This window comes from Nonlabens sp. (assembly GCF_039941875.1).
GTDB lineage: Bacteria > Bacteroidota > Bacteroidia > Flavobacteriales > Flavobacteriaceae > Nonlabens.
The window spans coordinates 22,071-39,655 of the sequence record NZ_JBDVDQ010000011.1 but is presented as its reverse complement, the minus strand read 5'-3'; the positions used below and the strand labels follow the sequence as shown (position 1 = coordinate 39,655).

Sequence of the window (17,585 nt, the reverse complement as noted above, 5' to 3'; positions counted from 1 at the left end):
GGAGAAAGAAAAAAAGGCAAGCTACCTACATCACACCGCTACGACCACTTACCTTTGCTGCGTTCCCGCCCTGGAGGAGTTCAGCAGGAGCTGGTTGTGTAGGACTTGCCCGTTGCAAATATACAGTCTAGTTTTACTTACACAAAGGTTTTTCCCATGCTTTTTTATAACTATCTTTCGACTTGATAAAAAAATATTATGAAATTGAAAAATTCGGTTTTACTAATCGTAGCAGTGATCTCATTATCAAGCTGTAAAACAGACATAGAAACTTTTAAAGAAAATTATAAATTAGAGGTTTCTAATTCAAAATTAAAGTGGAATGAGGACGATACGGTCCAATTATCGCTGATTGATGACGCATCTATCGGTGCAGATAGTATTATATGGAGTCAAAATGATGCCATTATCGATGGTGCTGGTGGAAACTCGCTTTCGCGAAAGCTGAAAAATCAACCTTATGGTAATCTTACTTTTAAAGCTACCATATATAAGGACGGTATGAATACTACTGTAGCTACCAAAATAAAAAGAATACCTGCAACAAAAGCAAAAATCTACAAGTACAATATTCTTAACACTTATGTGCATCAAACCGATGCCTATACTCAAGGACTAGAGTTTTATGGAAACGCCCTTTATGAAAGTACAGGACAATTTAAAGAAAGTGATATAAGAATCACAAATGTAGAAACTGGTGAGGTTACAAAAAAAGTAGATTTACCTGCTAGTCAGTTTGCAGAAGGAATGACTATACTTAATAATAAGGTGTATCAACTAACATGGCAAAGTAAAATAGGTTATGTTTATGATATGGACTTAAATAAAGTCGATGAGTTTAAATACAACCGCAGTATGGAAGGCTGGGGACTTACTAATGATGGTACATACCTTTATAAAAGTGATGGTACTTCAAAAATATGGAAGATAGATTCTAATACTTATGAAGAACTAGGCTACATAGAAGTAGTAAGTGCCGATGGTGTGGTGTCTAAAATCAATGAATTAGAATGGATAGATGGTAAAATCTATGCAAACGTTTATACTACTAACCTTATAATGGTTATTAATCCTAAAAATGGTGTGGTAGAAAGTGCGATTAACTTGAATAGCATCACTAAAGAAATTCCTAATTATTCTGAATCTGATAACGTGCTTAACGGTATTGCATTTGATAAGAATAACAATAGACTTTTTATTACTGGTAAGAGATGGCCTAAAATGTTTGAAATCGAAATAGTAAAGTAATGATTCAAGCTGATCTACCTGTTTTTAAGAAAAGACGTATTGCTACTGAAGAAGAAATAGATGACCTAGACCATGTAAATAATGTGGTTTACGTACAATGGGCAAATGATATCGCTACCGAGCACTGGACTACCGTTGCTACGCCAGAGATGCTAGATACCTTTGGTTGGGTAATGTTAAAACACTGTATTGAGTATAAAAAAGCGGCAGTTCTAGGTGATAAAATACTGATTAAAACCCAAGTCGGTAGAGCAACAAACGTACGTTATGAGCGTTACATTGAAATATATAACGAGACCACAATGGACTTGCTAGTTAAAACAACATCTGACTGGTGCGCGATTGATAAAAACGGTAGACCTATTAAAATCTCTCAGGAAATGAGAGACCTATTTGAAACAACATGAAATATATAATTACCGTCCTTATTAGTATCATTACTCTAGTTAGCATTTCTTCTTGTAGAAATGATTTTGAATTTACCGCCAGTACAGGAAATTTAGAATTCTCTCAAGACACCATATATTTAGATACTGTTTTTTCAAACATAGGTTCTAGTACAAGAACTTTTAAAGTATATAATCGCAGTAGTGACGACATTGTCATTCCTAGAGTTGCTCTTAACCAAGGTACTAACTCTAATTACAGACTGTCTGTAGATGGAGTACCTGGACAGGTATTTGAAAATGTTGAATTACTTGCAAAAGATTCTATGTTCGTCTTTGTAGAAACCACAGTAGACATCATGGACTTTACATCTGACACTGAATTTCTTTATGAAGATACTATAGAATTTGATGCTGGTGGTAATCTTCAAAAAGTAGAATTAGTGACTTTAATAAAAGATGCTGTTTTTCTTTTTCCAGAGCGCGATGCTCAAGGTGTAGAAGAAACTTTATTGTTAGATACAGACACTGATGGTAACGAAACACGCATTTCTGGATTTTTTCTAGATGATGATCAACTTAATTTCACCAATGAAAAACCGTACGTTATATATGGTTTTGCAGCCGTGCCATCTAACAAGACACTCACCATAGATCCTGGAGCTAGACTTCACTTTCATTCACAAAGTGGAATTATTGTGTATAATGAAGCTACTTTAAAAGTAAATGGAGCTTTATCCACGACAGAAGATCTCGAAAACGAAGTGATTTTTGAAGGAGATAGATTAGAACCTCTTTATGAAGATATAGCTGGACAATGGACCGCTATATGGCTTACTGCTGGTAGTAAAGATCATGAAATTAATTATGCCACCATTAAAAATGCAAGCGTAGGTATTATTATGGATAGCTCTAACACTACTTCTAACGGTGCTACTTTAAAAATGAATAATTCTAAAATATTAAATAGTTCTAATACGGCATTGTTAGCTACCACAGCATCTATAGAGGCTAGTAATTCTATATTTCATAATTCGGGACAGTCTACTGTAATTGCTAGACTAGGTGGAGCGTATAACTTTAATAATTGTACGATTTCTAATTACTGGAATAACAGTTTCCGTCAAGACCCTACTCTATTCCTAACTAACATTTTCCCAAACTCAGATCTATCAGCAGACTTGCTAGAAGCTAATTTTACCAACTGTATTATTTATGGAGATCGCAATATTGAGTATGCATTACTAGATGATCAACTCTCTACATTCAACTTTAAGTTTGAAAATTCTTTAATGAGATTTAATGATTTCTCAAACAGTTTTGATGGTTTTCCTTCTTATGACATCACTAATTCAAGTCTTTATGAGAACTGTGTATTCAATGAAGACCCATTATTTGAAGACGAAGATGCTTTTCAATTACGTATAGATAATATGAGTGGTGCAAATGGCATTGCAAACCCTGCTACTTCCACTACTCTAGATATAGAAGGTAACACAAGGGCCGTGTCTCCAGATGCTGGTGCTTTTGAAAGTGTAGATTTATCTACTAATTAATATTTCTAACCATCACGAGTATAAAATTACTTTAAAAAAGCTGTAACGCTGTTTTGCTTAAAATAAGTCGTCTATTTATTAAAAATAAACATGGCCAATTTTCAATAAAAATTGTTGACGGTTAATTTTTAATAAAATAGCCTATCTACATTTCAAGCTCTTTATCGATCAAATGCGTTAATTCAAAGAAAAAACACTTCTTTTTAACATATTTATGCTCATACCACATACATATAGTACATTTGTCCTGTCTAATAAAAACATACGTTTTTGATAGATATTTAGAATTGAAAGATGCCTGGAATGAAGTCCCTATACTTTTTCCAGGCATTGTTTTTTAAATCCTCTTTCAATAGAATACCATAAAGGAATAGCCGCAGTACATTGAAGCTGCGTAAGTATCAATCTCATCTATCCATGAAATGGAATATTGCTCAGATACTCCTTTCAAAAATCACATTTACGCAAACATGATTATAAATAGATGTCGACTATTCCCAGTCTGGCATTAATCCATTAGTAAAAATATCTTCTCTTGTATCTATGGTATCCACTTCTAATACCTGAAGAGTTCCTTGCGTAATACCATCGTTATCCTGATTATAGACTATTATTTTAGATTCGGTAGGTGAGAATCTAGCATCCAGATCATTAGTCCCTGGATCTTTATTAAAACTAACTCCTAACTCTACCATGGTATTTAGGTTGTATATAAATGCCTGCGTATTGAGCTGTCTGTAAGCACTATTCTCAAAACCAGTAATATCTCTGGTATAAAGTATTCTAGAATTATCGGCACTTAAGTCCAGTCCACCTACAGCACCGTTTAAACCTGTAAGCACTGTATCTACTAATGCACCTGTTGTATTAATCAACAAAATCTCGCAATTGTAACCACTTAAATCATTAGTTTTTATAGCTATTAAAGATCCATTTACATCTACCTCAGTAACCAAATTACCAGTGCTTTGATACACCATAGTTGTACCAGTACCATCTAGATTAACGCTATATAATTTATCTTGTGAAGGATAGTAAATTTTTGCACCATCAGACGACCATGAAATATCTATTTCTTCTAGATTAAATCCTGCCACTGGCACTTGAGTAGAAACCTGTCTTATATTATTACCATCTGGATCCATGACAAAAACCTGAACTAACGCTCCTACACTACGTAAGAATGCTATTTTATTTGCCACACGACTTACTCTAGGTCTCCAGCTATTAGAGTTTACCGATGTTATAGCTACCTCAACACTGTCTTCATCACCGCTATAGATGACATTATTACCATTTACTTTTTTTACAAATAGAAATCTATTTACGGGAAAATTTGCCGTTGAGAATGTGAATAATTCACTATTTACATCTTCATTGATACCATCATTTGCCGTTACCTGCCAGAAATAAGTCGTTCCATAATCTACCGTAATATCTAGAGTCGCATCTGTAATATCTTCAAATGTTTGTACCGTATTATCGCTTGCATTTCTTAGAGTTACTTTGTATGTAAGTACATCGTCATCAATGTCAGTACCAGTCCACTCAAGTGTGAGGTTAAATGATAAATCTGTTGCGTTATCAGCAGGTGCATTCAACACCGGTGCATTAGGTGCGCGATTATTTGCAGTTTGTGTTCTCAATTCATAAACCAACTCTACCTCGCCATCTACTTCTATTGTAGCAGACTCAAATGCCGTAATATATTCATCTTTTTCTGCTTGGACGGCATATTGACCAGACTCTACTTCTATCTCAAAATCTCCATTTACATCTGTAAATACCGAGCTAGTATTAGGGTTTGTAGATATTTTTACGTTTTCAAGAGGTAAAAAAGTAATTTCTTCTACCACTTTTCCACGTATCACACCGGTACCGTTTACGTCTATTAAATCTTCACTACAACCAGTTAGAAGTAGTAGTGATATTAGCATTATTAAAAATCCTTTCATCATCTAATTATTTTCTTGATTAATTAAAGGAGTTTGTTGTGTGTTTCGCTTTCGCGAAAGCGAATCTCCCTCAACATCTTGTTTTAAACTTTCTTTGAGAGCCTTTTTTTCCTTGCGCTTTTGTACTCTTCTTGCTTTACGTTTTTGACGTTCTATATTGCTCTCTTTAGCTTTATTATTTCCTAAGTACACGTTTAAACCCAGTCCAAAGCGATAATATTGATCATCTAATTTACCTGAGACTAGGTTATCTAGATCGTCAGCAAAAACATTATTGTATTCACCAAAAACTGTAAATCCAAAGCTGGGCGAGAACGCATATTCAAAACCTATACCTGCCTGTACCTTAAGATCTGTCTTGTCAAAATTGTTAGCAAAATTGAGTCCGCTACCTAAGTAGGCATATGGGGAGAACTCTTGATAAGGTAAAACAGTTAACTCAAGATTTAAATCTGAAGATGCAAACTCTCTATTTAATAAGTCGGTATTTTTTAATCTGTATTTACTCAATACACCACGCACGCCTATATTAGGTGTGAGGTTATATTTAAGACCTCCAGATAAAGCATATTCATAACTGGCATCAGGTAAATCTCCTTTTATGTAAGTACCACCTGCGCTTAAATCTGCTCGCCATTTACTTCTTCTTTCTAAAAACTCTCTTTGATAGACATCAGTTCTTTCGGCTATTTCTTTTTCCTTGTAATAATCAGAAACCATTTTTTGCGCGACTGGCATACCTCCTTTAGGAAACCATAATTGTACCGTTATACCTTCTATAATAAGAGACTCTACTGCTTTTTCTATAGCTTCTTTAATTGCTAGTTGTCCTGGTTCATTTCTTGTAAAACCAGTTTCAGCTTCTAGTAATCTTTGAAAACTTACATATCTGAAAAGATTAGCATCTACCGCTTGTGAGTATATAGATTTTGATACATAAACGGTCTTCATAATCTCACCAGACTGTGTAGAAACGGCACGTAAATAAATAGTTACTCTATCCTGACGGTACTCTGTAGAACCTCCGGCACCAAAATATCTGGCACCTACACCACCAGTTAATACATTTGTGTCATAAGAAACAATACCACCTTCTATCAATATACCTGCATAAAGCAAAGGAGGTAAATCTTCAATAGGAGTTTTAGTTTTTGCAGCATAATCTTTGCGCGTGTTTAAAATAATACCACGTTCATTAATTAGATTACCTATATTCTCTCTCTCTATGGTTCTAAACCATTTAGAATCTTCGAGCGCTTTTATTAAAATAGTAGTTCCTCCTTGAGTAACAGCATTGCTAAAACTACTTCCTACCTCACTGAGTTTATACTGTCCCGTTTGATCTTCAAACTTATAAACTCCTACCACAGCTTTGGCAGCAGGTTCTGGTAATTCTTTTAATCGAGTAGTAGCTTCAGTTATCTCTCCTATACGAGCTTCTTGGGTATCAAATGGCTGGTTGAAATAAGCACCGCAACTAGTAAATAATGCGGCACACAACAACAGCCCGATTTGTTTTAATCGGAATTTCATAAATAAAATATTTGAGTAAACCCTACTGGTTAGGTACTATTACCTGGGTTTGATCTCCTGTAGTAGTATCGAGTATATTTACTACCAGTCCTTCTAAAGATTCCAGAATTTCTACCTCTAAACTACCAAAAGAAAATACTCCTGGAGATAATCCTGTTGATGTATCAAATTGTAAATCTAATAGCGATCTAGACAGCTGACTAAGTATCTGGCTGTTTATACCTGCAGCAAAACTATCTAATGCAGATGTATCGTCTGCAGCTTGAGCTTCTGCTGGGTCAGTAAATTTATTTTGTAATTCAGCACTTTGTACCAGCCACTGATAGTTAAATGTATCACCTCCAAAAGCTGGATTAATAGGTTTATACACAAATTGTTGAGCATTAAGATCATTTGCCATAAAACAAATAGAAAATAACAATACGAGCGATGTTGTTAATTTTTTGAGCATGATTTAAGTTTTAATTTATTATTGAGCACTTTTTAATTTCTGTAATTCTTGATACACAATACTGATCGCTTGATCTCCCATTGCTTTTATATATTCTTTTTTAGGATTTAAAAAGAATTGAAAAACTAATTTATATCCTAAATAGATCTCTATTCTAGAGCTTCTGCCCTGTCCAAAGACCTCTTTTATTTTCACAGTTTGATTACCTTTTAACTGGTAATAATTATATCTACCATAGAAGTAGTCATAAAATTTACGTCCTGGGCTAGTTCGTGTTTTATTTTCAACTATTCCTAAAAAAATGATACCATCATAGGTATCTACCTCTGGTTTATCTAACTGACGAGTATAAGGGGCTATTCTCTCTATAGATTTTCCTATCAACTTATCATCATAATTATAAATAAGCAGCATGATGGTCAAAGTTTCTGGTATGTTTAAATTAACTCTAGTGGTAGCTAGAACTACTTTGTTTTTTGCATTTAAGACACCACTTCCCTCTTGCTTATTTTTTGAAATATTATTCAAAGAATCTTTTTTAATAACTGATAACTCGTACCTCAATCCTGTGTTGAGATCTGTTAAATTTTCAGCTACACCTTTAATGGTTAAAAATTCTGACTTTTCTTCCATTTGAATATCTGCCTTTATCTCACGGTTGTATAAGGATTGTTGCGCATGGCAAGTGCTTGCAACTAGTAATATTACTATCGTGAAAAATTCTTTCATTTTTTAATAATGAAGTACATATACAGCAGCACCTGTACCGGTTTGATTAATCTTTAATCTCTCAGAGATACCGTTGGTACCTACACTTATAGCTGTGTTGTAATTTCCATTTTGATTTAATTGTACCTCATGATTTTGAGCACCGTGTAAACTATAGTCTAAAAACAAATTACTGTTTCCTATTTGTTGCACTTGCTCTCTAACTCTTAAAGCATTTATTTTAAGATTAGAAATATTAAAGTTTCCATCTTGCACTATGGTAACCTCTGCATTATCAGAAGCTATTTGAGATATGGCAGTATTATTAAGACCTACTTGCGCTATAAAAACAGAATTTTTTAAAACGGGAGTTTGTTGTATTTGCTGGTTTGCAGCATAATTCAATTGTGAGTTATTAGTCTTAAATGAAACATCAGAGATCACCTCTTTATCGTCGACATAATTTTGAGAATAACCACAAACAGAAAACAATACAAATAATAAAACTACATTTTTCATAATTTCAGATTTAAAAAACAAGGATAATCGCGAGTAGCAACTCGCGATTATCTTGTTAAAAATTATTTTTAGAAACTGTGTGCTGCAGTAGCTGCTGCTCTTTTCATTTGAGCAGTTAATGCTACGTTTGCATTTCTTTGAATTACTACAGCGCTATTGCTACCTGAAGTTGCTGCAGGCGCTCCACTTAAAGGATTGTTTTGATTCACAACACTTACTTGTCCATTTCCAGTCTGGTCTACAACAGCCATGTTTCCATTAGCTCTTTGATTGATAACAGAAGAGTTATCAAAACCATTCTGGATAGAAGTTGCTATGTTACCTGCAACCTGACCATTTGCTTGAAAAATACTTGAGTAGTTATCATCTTGATACTGCTCTTGAAAAGCTTGGTTATCATTTCCAGCTTGTGTAGATCTAGCTTCGTTATTATTACCAGCTTGATACTGCTCTAGAGAGTTATTTCCTCCAGTAGAAAGACCTATTAAGTTTTGCTCATTTACAGCAATGTTACCAGTTCCTACTTGCTCTTGAAAAGCAGAATCACCTACTAATCTTTGAGAAGAGTACGCTTCATTTAAGTCACCTTCTTGAACTTGTTGTGTAAATGCATCAGTTGCTTGTACAGCTGCATCACCTTGATCAGACTCTGCATAGTTACCTAAACCTAAACTACTTGAACCACCGTCTTGAATCTGAATCAATTCATTGTTATCACCATATTGCTCACCTATAGCAACATGTCCTGCACTTTGGTTAGGATTTGCCCCTTGAGACTGGTAAGATCTGTTACCTACGCCAGCTGCTTGGTCATTTCTTTGAAGTATAGAAGCTTCATTGTTATCCCAACGTTGCTGTACCTCAGCATAGTTTTCCTTACCATCTTGATCTACAAGAGCAAGGTTACTCTCACCTTGTTGTGGCGTATCTGCACCTTGTTGAACTAAAGCTGCGTTATCCAACCCTACTTGGACACCAAAGTTTTCATTCAAATCTCCTTGCTGAGTTACTGTATAAGCATTTCCTTCACCAGACTGAGCAATCTCAGAATAGTTAAGGTGACCACTTATACTAGGCTGTACATTACCCCATTGTAATACTGTAGCAGTGTTACGGTTAGTTGCATTTGTACCAGTTTGTGAGATAAAAGAACCATTTGCAGTACCTTGTTGGGATACAAGAGCATCACTACCTGTTCCTTTTTGATCCACATTAGAATAGTTACCACCTACAGTCGCTGCTGCAGTAGGAACTGTTTGTTGTGCAGGACTCGCTATTGTTTGTGGTGTCTGTGCTATTGCTACAGTACCAGCAAGAAGTGCTGCTACACTTAAGATAATTCGTTTCATAATAAATATTTAGATTGAGTTGATTTGTAAAAAAATCCAACATCTAAATAATTAGATGTTGGATAAGGTTTCTTCTTTTTAGAAGTTATGAACTTTAGTTGCTGCTGCTTTTTGTATTTGAGCAGTTAAAGAAACATTTGCATTTCTTTGGATGATAGTAGCTGTGTTACTTCCAGACGTTGCTGCTGGAGAGCCATTTAAAGGTGCATTTTGATTAACAACACTTACTTGACCGTTACCAGTTTGATCTACCATAGACATGTTTCCATTTGCTCTTTGGTTGATTAAAGAAGAGTTATCAAAACCGTTTTGAATAGATGTAGCTATGTTACCTAAAACCTGGCCATTACCCTGAGTTATTTTAGAGTAGTTATCATCTTGATACTGCTCTTGAAACGCTTGGTTATCATTACCATTTTGTAATGATCTAGCTTCATTCCCGTTACCAGCTTGGTACTGATCTACATAGTTATCACCACCGTTTAAAGAACCACCTAAATTTTGCTCATTAACAGCCATGTTTCCATTTCCTAGTTGCTCTTGAAAAGCAGTATCACCTACTAACTTTTGAGAAGAATAAGCTTCGTTTAATTCACCTTCTTGAATTTGTTGAGCAAAAGCACCTGTTGCTCCTGTAACAGCATCACCTTGGTTAGACTGTGCATAGTTACCTAATCCAGTAGGACCACTAGAAGCACCATCTTGAATTTGTACCAACTCATTGTCATCACCATATTGCTCACCTATAGCAACATGTCCTGCACTTTGGTTAGGATTTGCCCCTTGAGACTGGTAAGATCTGTTACCTACTCCAGCTACTTGGTCATTTCTTTGAAGTATAGAAGCTTCATTGTTATCCCATCTTTGTTGTACCTCAGCATAGTTATCCTTACCATCTTGATCTACAAGAGCTAGATTACTTTCTGCCTGTTGTGGAGTGTCCGCACCTTGTTGAACTAACGCTGTGTTGTCCAACCCTACTTGGACACCATAGTTTTCATTCAAATCTCCTTGTTGAGTTACTGTATAAGCATTTCCTTCACCAGACTGTGCGATGTCAGAATAGTTAAGATGACCACTTATACTAGGTTGTACATTACCCCATTGTAATACTGTAGCAGTGTTACGGTTAGTAGCATTTGTACCTGTTTGTGAGATGTAAGAACCATTTGCTGTACCTTGTTGAGATACTAAGGCATCACTACCGGTTCCTTTCTGATCAACATTAGAGTAGTTACCTCCTACAGTCGCTGCAGATGTTGGTACTGCTTGCTGTCCAGGATTAGTAATTGTTTGCGGTGTCTGTGCTATCGCTACAGTTCCTGCAAGAAGTGCCGCAACACTTAGGATTAATCGTTTCATAATAAAATATTTAGAATTAATAAATACACATTCATTGAGCATGAAACAAGAAAACCTTACGCGTTTAATCGTTCATTGAACATACGTTCTTTTAATCTATAGGGACTTTATTATTACTCGGTTGTAGGGATAACCTTGTAACTGTCATAAACATTTGCAGGGATGCTGTTTACTTTTGACATGGTAAATATAGGCGATGATTTTAATGCTATGCAAATACCTTTTTTGACTTATAATGGGTATTTTCTGTTACCTGAGGCTTGAAAATCGAGTAATGACAATACTTAAGCTTAATATGTTAAAAAACAATGTTTTAGATATAATACACGAATACTCTATGTAATACACAAAACAGAATGTTAAAAACCTCTGTTTTTTAATCTTAATTTAACAACTTGTAAGTATTAGACTACATAATAATGCAGATTTATGATTATTAAAACCAATTTTTATTAATTTCTCATCAAATGATGATAAGCTGCTATATATAATTAAAAAAAAAGAGCATGCTTTACAGCATGCTCTCTAATAAATAAATTATTCTTTCTAACGATTTATTTAATTAAACCGTAACTACGATTAACAAATTCTGTTAATTTTTCACCTTTAAGTAATCCCTGAGATAATTTTGCAAGATCAACTGCTTGCTGAATTAATCCAGTTTTCTTAGCTTCATCTTTCTCATTAAAGATAGCTTGTACTAGATCATGATTACCATTAACCACTAGGTTGTGCATGTCAGGCATGTTACCAAAGCCCATCATACCGCCACCACCAGACGCTTGCATTTCTTTCATACGTCTCATGAATTCTGGCTGTGTGATAATAAACGGTGCTGCATCGCTGCTCATCGCCTCTACCTGTACCGTATATTCTGCATCCTTTATGGTATCAGTAATTACTTTTTGAAGAGATTCTTTCTCCTCATCAGATAATTTAGAAATTTGCTCTTCATCTTTCTTGATAAGATTATCAACATGATCAGCATCTACTCTTACAAAAGAAACATTCTCTTTAGATCCTTCTAACTTCTGCATTAAGTGCGAGATAATAGGAGAATCTAATAATAGTACTTCATAACCTCTTTCTGTCGCTGCTGCTACATAAGAATGTTGAGCCTCTTTATTTGAAGTATAAAGAATTACGGTCTTACCATCTTTATCAGTCTGTGCATCTTTAATTTTTTCTACCAGTTCGTCCCATAAGTAATAAGAACCATCTACAGTAGGATATAAAGCAAACTTATCTGCTTTATCAAAGAATTTCTCTTCACTCAACATACCGTACTCGATAACGATTTTTATATCGTTCCACTTTTCTTCAAAACCTTTACGATCTTCATTGAAAAGACTCTTTAACTTATCGGCTACCTTACGAGTAATATAGCTAGATATCTTCTTTACAGCACCATCTGCTTGTAAGTAAGAACGAGATACATTTAATGGAATATCTGGAGAATCGATAACACCACGCAACATGGTTAAAAATTCTGGTACAATTCCCTCGACGTTATCTGTTACATACACTTGATTTTGATACAGTTGTATGCGGTCCTTCTGTACATTAAGATCCTGAGTCATCTTAGGGAAATATAAAATTCCTGTAAGATTAAAAGGATAATCTACGTTAAGGTGTATATTAAAAAGAGGCTCTTCAAACTGTGTAGGATATAACTCACGGTAAAAACCTTTATAATCTGCTTCTTCTAACTCGCTAGGCTGTTTAGTCCATGCTGGAGAAGGGTTATTGATAATATTATCTACCTCTTCAGTAGGTGCCGCATCATCTTCAGCAGCTCCTTCTGGTTTTTCTAGAGTCTCAGTTCTAGTACCAAATTTGATAGGCACTGGCATGAACTTGTTATACTTATTAAGAAGCTCTGTAATACGGCTTTCTTCTAAGAATTCAGTCTCGTCATCAGAAATATGAAGTATAATCTCCGTACCAAAATCTTCTTTAGTCGCAGGCTCTAGCGTATAATTAGGAGATCCATCACAAGTCCAGTGTACCGCATCGTCACCTCTAAAAGATTTTGTAATAATCTCTACCTGGTCTGCTACCATAAAAGCAGAATAGAATCCTAGACCGAAATGACCTATGATACCACTATCTTTTGCAGTGTCTTTATATTTCTCTAAAAACTCCTCAGCTCCAGAAAACGCTACTTCATTAATATATTTTTGTACCTCATCTTCAGACATACCTAGACCTTGATCTATAATATGAAGCGTTTTTGCTTCTTTATCGATCTTAATCTCTATTTTTTGATCACCCAGCTCTACACTGGCCTCACCTATTCTAGCAAGGTGTTGTAATTTAAGTGTGGCATCAGTTGCGTTAGAGACTAATTCTCTTAAGAATATCTCGTGATCGCTGTATAAAAACTTTTTAATAAGCGGGAAAATATTTTCCACCGCTACGTTAATGGTTCCTTTTTGTGACATATTATTTTATTGTTCTATTAAGTTTATATCTGTTCCGCTTTCGCGAAAGCGGAATTATTAATTACCTCTTGCCTATTTCAAGCCTTGTACCATTTAAAAGAATACGACAACCTGACAGTTTAATTATAGTTTTAAAACTACTGATTATCGACCCAAAGCTACCGTTGCTGTACTGGCCATTTCATAAACCTTAATGTAGGTACATATTTGTATCGCCCATTGTAAGGAAATGTATAGATTTTAGGGGAAGAGTCGTGGCGAGCAATCGTGCGGCTTTTCTCTTTTTTAAGAGAGTTTTTAACGAACTAATACATACAAACTTTAAGGACAACACTTTATCAATTATGGATGACAATAAAATTAATACCCATTTAAGGTCTTATGGAAAATACAAGAACATATGTCAGTCTACGCATTTTCTTCTTGTAAAAATGAGAAGTATTAATTCATAACAAATAATGAAAAATTAAGAATATTAACTTAAAGAAGTTAAAAACCTTAATTTTAACAACTAACCCAACTCACCAAAATCATGAAAAATAACATTCTTAAATTATTGTTTTTATTAACCATCGCTATAAGCTTAACTTCTTGCGAGTGGATTAACGATACTCCTAAACATAATGATCCAACACCAGAAGAAATAGCTAAGAATTGGAACAAAACAAATGGTAAAATCTCTAATAAAGAAGCAAACCAACTAGAAGAGAATTATAAGAAATTACTTTACAGTGGCTCTAGAGATTCTCTAATCGATGCAAATGGTGAGGTATATAAAGATACTAGAGAAGTCTGGTTTAAGCTAGAAGATCTTAAAAACTATATTGCTTATATAGAGCAACATGGTAAGGATAATAATTATGATCAATTAGGTATAAGAGTCTATCTAGGTACTAAAGAACCTATCAAAGATGGCAAGGCTGTTACTACGGTATTCTTTTACGGGACCGGACACCCTAATGGTCCTGCTTTAGAAAAAAGTACTACACAGGTAGGTGTAGATACTAACATCCCGGGAATAGATGGCCTTAATAAAGGAACGTCTGGAATGCCACCTAAGGATTTAAAATTACCATAGTCTTATGCAGCACGACTATACATATTATTACATTTCTACAGCCATAATTTATGCGTTGATCCTTATTACCACATGGGTCGCTGTTAAAAACTGGAATTATTTGAGTAAAACAAAGGAATCGATATTTCTACCTTTTCTTTGTTTTACCATAGTCATAGAAATAACAAGTAATTACTATGTATGGGTCCTTGTTAAAAATGCATCTATAGTTCTAGATTTTTATACATTAATCGCGATGCTATTTACTATTTACTGGTTTTACTCTTATTTGAGAATAACATGGCTGGCAATAGTTAGTACTATATTAATGATAGTTAGTTATCTAGTAAGTATTTACTATGTAGAGTCTTATGTAGACGAGTTACCTGCTATAGTAATTGCTGCAGCGTTGATTATAACGCCTAATGTTTTTATCTTTTTTAATAAAATGTTGCTCAATAATAAGGTTAAGAGATATGCTAATCACAGGCCGTTTTGGATTAGTATAGGCTTATTCGTCTTTCACATCAATGCGATGCCGCTAGCGTTATTTTTACCCAACCTTAAAAGGTTAACTTGGCAAGTTAGTGGTGTATTAGTTTTTATAAACCTTATAATGTATGGTTGTTTTATTTATGCTTTAAGTTTGAAATCTGCTAGAGATGAATAATTACGACTACTTTATAGGTGCTTTTATATTTGTATTGGTTATTACTATCGGTATTATCTCATTGTTTATCACTTTTAATAATAGAAAGAATCAGTTACTTAATGAAAAACTAGAAGAGCAACTAGCCGCTCAAAAGAGACAACATACGAGCGAATTAAACGCACTACGCAGTCAGTTAAACCCTCATTTTGTTCATAACAGTCTTAATGCAATTCAATACTACATACAGCGTAATGAAGTAGAGATATCAGAAGATTATCTGACTAAGTTCTCTAAACTCATGCGTCTTTTCTTTGATTATTCTAGAAAGAAAATCATCACTCTAGAAGAAGAAATATCGTTTCTAAATAAATATTTACAAATCGAAAAATTAAGATTTGAAGATAAAATAAGTTACAGCATAGAAGTAGATAGCGACCTGGATAAAGAAAACATCTTTATACCAACCATGATTTTACAACCCATGTTAGAGAATGCTGTTAATCATGGTGTATTTCATAAAATAGGTGCTGGACATATTATTATGAGCTTTGATCAACTACCTGAAAAAGACGGTTACAAAGTTAGTATTATCGACGATGGTATAGGCTTAGAAAAATCAAGAGAAATTCAAAAAAATCAAAAAGCCAATACCAAAGCACATAGTAGTGAAGTAATAAAAGAACGACTAGACATTTTAAACGAAAGTCAAGAATGGTCTATAGATTATCAAATTATAGATCGCTCCATACATAAAGGAAAATCTGGCACAGCGGTTTACATGACTTTTAAATACATCGAGGAAGAATGAATATAAAGACCATAATCATAGATGACGAGCCTAAAGCTATAGCTATTTTAAAGAATAAGATTGCACGCTTTTGTCCAGAATTAGACGTAGTAGCTACTATAGAAAAACCTCAAGATGCTTTTGATATTATCAGTGAATTGCAACCAGATCTTGTTTTTATAGACATTGCCATGCCTGGTATGAGTGGATTTGAGGTATTAAAGCAGTTCTCAAATCCTAATTTTGAAATTATTTTTGCCACGGCATTTGATCAATATGCCCTCGATGCGATTAAACACTGTGCGATAGGTTATCTAGTTAAACCTATAGATAATGAAGATCTAGTAGAGGCAGTAGATAATGCAACACGCAATATTGCTGATAAGAATGCACTAGAAAAGAATAAAATTCTAATAGAAAACCTAGGTGTTCAAAAATTTCAAAAAAAGAAGATCGTTATTCCATCTACTGAAGGTCTAGAATTTGTAAAAGTAAAATCCATTACCCATTGTGAAGGTGTAGACGGTTATACTAAAATTCATTTTATAGATGGTAAACCCATACTAAGCTCACACAGTATAGGACATTTTAAAAAATTATTAGATCATAAAGATTTCTATCATGTGCATAAATCTTATATTATAAATATGATTTTTGTAGAGCGTTATTTAAACGATGGTTACGTAGTTTTAGAAGGCAACAACAGTATACCAGTATCTAGAGCAAAACGCACCGACTTTTTAAATCAGCTCAAGGGTTAATTAATTCATACTTCAACTATACTAAGAAAGGCTATTCATTTCTTAAAGCTTAATTTTGTTTTAAAGATATTAAAGTGGATATAAAAACAGATCTGTACGGTAATGCATTAGTAGACTTTCATCGCGGAAACTACACAGAAGATATTACAGTTTTAAGCACCACTATGGAAGATGATGTCATGCCACTTCCTTATCTTTTTAGATCTTATGATCAAATGCCTGCTTTAGAAAAGAAAGCTTTACTCCTCTCTACAGGTACTGTCCTAGATGTAGGTGCTGGCGCTGGTTCTCACTCCTTGTACTTAGAGAGTAATGGACTTACTGTTACCGCAATAGATCAAAGTCCTGGAGCTATAACTGTTTTAAAAGAACGATTAAAATCTCCTGATTCTAAAATAGTTCTAGAGAGCATATGGAATCATAAAGAAAAGTACGACACGATTCTTCTACTCATGAATGGTACTGGCATTTTTGAAAAACTATCACGAGTTACTTCCTGTCTAGAGAATTTAAAAAACCTACTGAATGTAAACGGACAGATTTTAATAGATAGCTCTGACCTGAGGTTTCTTTATGAAGACGAAGAAGATGGCGGCCTATGGGTAGACCCTAACAAAGAATATTATGGAGAAGTTACTTTCTCTTTACAATATAAAGAGGCAGAATCTGCATCATTTGATTGGTTATATATGGATTTTGAACTTCTTAAAACGCATGCTCAAAAAGCTGGATTAAAAGCAGAGCTTGTTCAAAAAGGAGAACATTATGACTATCTCGCTCGTCTTACTAGAATTTAACATACCTCTCACACGCTGTT

The 17,585-nt window shown here is 34.4% G+C and carries 16 protein-coding genes and 1 other RNA gene; 8 read left to right on the top strand and 9 right to left on the bottom strand.

The window, feature by feature from the left end; translation table 11 throughout:
* Positions 1–11: 11 nt before the first annotated feature.
* Positions 12–111, bottom strand: an RNA gene (ffs, locus tag ABJF08_RS06665) — signal recognition particle sRNA small type.
* Positions 112–198: 87 nt separating this feature from the next.
* Between ffs and ABJF08_RS06660 the strand changes: the two genes are divergently transcribed.
* The 3 genes from ABJF08_RS06660 to ABJF08_RS06650 are packed head-to-tail and all read left to right on the top strand — an operon-like array spanning position 199 to position 3,190.
* A complete protein-coding gene (locus ABJF08_RS06660; protein ID WP_348115302.1) occupies positions 199–1,248 on the top strand; it encodes a glutaminyl-peptide cyclotransferase in 1,050 nt (349 codons plus the stop codon).
* On the top strand, positions 1,248–1,655 hold the full coding sequence (locus ABJF08_RS06655; protein WP_348115301.1) for a thioesterase family protein: 408 nt from the start codon (positions 1,248–1,250) through the stop codon (positions 1,653–1,655). The genes ABJF08_RS06660 and ABJF08_RS06655 overlap by 1 nt, the downstream gene beginning before the upstream one ends.
* Complete coding sequence (locus ABJF08_RS06650) at positions 1,652–3,190, top strand: hypothetical protein (protein ID WP_348115300.1); 1,539 nt, start codon at positions 1,652–1,654, stop codon at positions 3,188–3,190. Before ABJF08_RS06655 ends, ABJF08_RS06650 begins: the two co-directional genes overlap by 4 nt.
* A 491-nt stretch (positions 3,191–3,681) precedes the next feature.
* Here the strand turns inward: ABJF08_RS06650 and ABJF08_RS06645 are convergent, their stop codons facing one another.
* From ABJF08_RS06645 to htpG, 8 genes are all read right to left on the bottom strand, one after another.
* Positions 3,682–5,145 (bottom strand): hypothetical protein, encoded by a 1,464-nt coding sequence (locus tag ABJF08_RS06645; RefSeq protein ID WP_348115299.1) that lies wholly within the window; start codon positions 5,143–5,145, stop codon positions 3,682–3,684.
* Positions 5,146–5,148: 3 nt separating this feature from the next.
* The gene (locus tag ABJF08_RS06640; RefSeq protein WP_348115298.1) at positions 5,149–6,678 is read right to left on the bottom strand and encodes a CsgG/HfaB family protein; all 1,530 of its coding nucleotides are present in this window, start codon (positions 6,676–6,678) and stop codon (positions 5,149–5,151) included.
* 22 nt (positions 6,679–6,700) lie between these two features.
* Positions 6,701–7,129, bottom strand: coding sequence for a curli production assembly/transport component CsgF (locus tag ABJF08_RS06635; RefSeq protein ID WP_348115297.1), 429 nt, complete (start codon positions 7,127–7,129; stop codon positions 6,701–6,703).
* An 18-nt stretch (positions 7,130–7,147) separates the two neighbouring features.
* A complete protein-coding gene (locus ABJF08_RS06630) occupies positions 7,148–7,858 on the bottom strand; it encodes a CsgE family curli-type amyloid fiber assembly protein (protein ID WP_348115296.1) in 711 nt (236 codons plus the stop codon).
* A 3-nt stretch (positions 7,859–7,861) separates the two neighbouring features.
* Positions 7,862–8,356 (bottom strand): hypothetical protein, encoded by a 495-nt coding sequence (locus ABJF08_RS06625; RefSeq protein WP_348115295.1) that lies wholly within the window; start codon positions 8,354–8,356, stop codon positions 7,862–7,864.
* A gap of 68 nt (positions 8,357–8,424) precedes the next feature.
* Entirely contained in the window at positions 8,425–9,705 is a 1,281-nt protein-coding gene (locus ABJF08_RS06620; RefSeq protein ID WP_348115294.1) for a hypothetical protein, read from the bottom strand.
* Between the two features lie 78 nt (positions 9,706–9,783).
* Entirely contained in the window at positions 9,784–11,067 is a 1,284-nt protein-coding gene (locus ABJF08_RS06615; protein ID WP_348115293.1) for a hypothetical protein, read from the bottom strand.
* Positions 11,068–11,621: 554 nt separating this feature from the next.
* Positions 11,622–13,511 (bottom strand): molecular chaperone HtpG, encoded by a 1,890-nt coding sequence (htpG, locus tag ABJF08_RS06610; RefSeq protein WP_348115292.1) that lies wholly within the window; start codon positions 13,509–13,511, stop codon positions 11,622–11,624.
* Positions 13,512–14,043: 532 nt separating this feature from the next.
* Here htpG and ABJF08_RS06605 point away from each other — a divergent pair.
* The 5 genes from ABJF08_RS06605 (at position 14,044) to ABJF08_RS06585 (ending at position 17,565) form a co-directional block, all read left to right on the top strand.
* The gene (locus tag ABJF08_RS06605; RefSeq protein ID WP_348115291.1) at positions 14,044–14,589 is read left to right on the top strand and encodes a hypothetical protein; all 546 of its coding nucleotides are present in this window, start codon (positions 14,044–14,046) and stop codon (positions 14,587–14,589) included.
* Positions 14,590–14,593: 4 nt separating this feature from the next.
* Positions 14,594–15,238, top strand: a complete 645-nt coding sequence (locus ABJF08_RS06600; RefSeq protein ID WP_348115289.1) for a hypothetical protein — start codon at positions 14,594–14,596, stop codon at positions 15,236–15,238.
* The gene (locus tag ABJF08_RS06595) at positions 15,231–16,028 is read left to right on the top strand and encodes a histidine kinase (RefSeq protein ID WP_348115288.1); all 798 of its coding nucleotides are present in this window, start codon (positions 15,231–15,233) and stop codon (positions 16,026–16,028) included. The genes ABJF08_RS06600 and ABJF08_RS06595 overlap by 8 nt, the downstream gene beginning before the upstream one ends.
* Positions 16,025–16,768: a LytTR family DNA-binding domain-containing protein gene (locus ABJF08_RS06590; protein WP_348115287.1), complete on the top strand. Its 744-nt coding sequence runs from the start codon at positions 16,025–16,027 to the stop codon at positions 16,766–16,768. Before ABJF08_RS06595 ends, ABJF08_RS06590 begins: the two co-directional genes overlap by 4 nt.
* A gap of 74 nt (positions 16,769–16,842) precedes the next feature.
* Positions 16,843–17,565: a class I SAM-dependent methyltransferase gene (locus tag ABJF08_RS06585; RefSeq protein WP_348115286.1), complete on the top strand. Its 723-nt coding sequence runs from the start codon at positions 16,843–16,845 to the stop codon at positions 17,563–17,565.
* Positions 17,566–17,585 lie beyond the last annotated feature (20 nt).

Bases quoted from the DNA above. Each gene is read 5' to 3' on its own strand.
- ABJF08_RS06660 (WP_348115302.1), top strand. From the start codon at position 199: ATGAAATTGAAAAATTCGGTTTTACTAATCGTAGCAGTGATCTCATTA.
- ABJF08_RS06655 (WP_348115301.1), top strand. From the start codon at position 1,248: ATGATTCAAGCTGATCTACCTGTTTTTAAGAAAAGACGTATTGCTACT.
- ABJF08_RS06650 (WP_348115300.1), top strand. From the start codon at position 1,652: ATGAAATATATAATTACCGTCCTTATTAGTATCATTACTCTAGTTAGC.
- ABJF08_RS06645 (WP_348115299.1), bottom strand. From the start codon at position 5,145: ATGAAAGGATTTTTAATAATGCTAATATCACTACTACTTCTAACTGGT.
- ABJF08_RS06640 (WP_348115298.1), bottom strand. From the start codon at position 6,678: ATGAAATTCCGATTAAAACAAATCGGGCTGTTGTTGTGTGCCGCATTA.
- ABJF08_RS06635 (WP_348115297.1), bottom strand. From the start codon at position 7,129: ATGCTCAAAAAATTAACAACATCGCTCGTATTGTTATTTTCTATTTGT.
- ABJF08_RS06630 (WP_348115296.1), bottom strand. From the start codon at position 7,858: ATGAAAGAATTTTTCACGATAGTAATATTACTAGTTGCAAGCACTTGC.
- ABJF08_RS06625 (WP_348115295.1), bottom strand. From the start codon at position 8,356: ATGAAAAATGTAGTTTTATTATTTGTATTGTTTTCTGTTTGTGGTTAT.
- ABJF08_RS06620 (WP_348115294.1), bottom strand. From the start codon at position 9,705: ATGAAACGAATTATCTTAAGTGTAGCAGCACTTCTTGCTGGTACTGTA.
- ABJF08_RS06615 (WP_348115293.1), bottom strand. From the start codon at position 11,067: ATGAAACGATTAATCCTAAGTGTTGCGGCACTTCTTGCAGGAACTGTA.
- htpG (WP_348115292.1), bottom strand. From the start codon at position 13,511: ATGTCACAAAAAGGAACCATTAACGTAGCGGTGGAAAATATTTTCCCG.
- ABJF08_RS06605 (WP_348115291.1), top strand. From the start codon at position 14,044: ATGAAAAATAACATTCTTAAATTATTGTTTTTATTAACCATCGCTATA.
- ABJF08_RS06600 (WP_348115289.1), top strand. From the start codon at position 14,594: ATGCAGCACGACTATACATATTATTACATTTCTACAGCCATAATTTAT.
- ABJF08_RS06595 (WP_348115288.1), top strand. From the start codon at position 15,231: ATGAATAATTACGACTACTTTATAGGTGCTTTTATATTTGTATTGGTT.
- ABJF08_RS06590 (WP_348115287.1), top strand. From the start codon at position 16,025: ATGAATATAAAGACCATAATCATAGATGACGAGCCTAAAGCTATAGCT.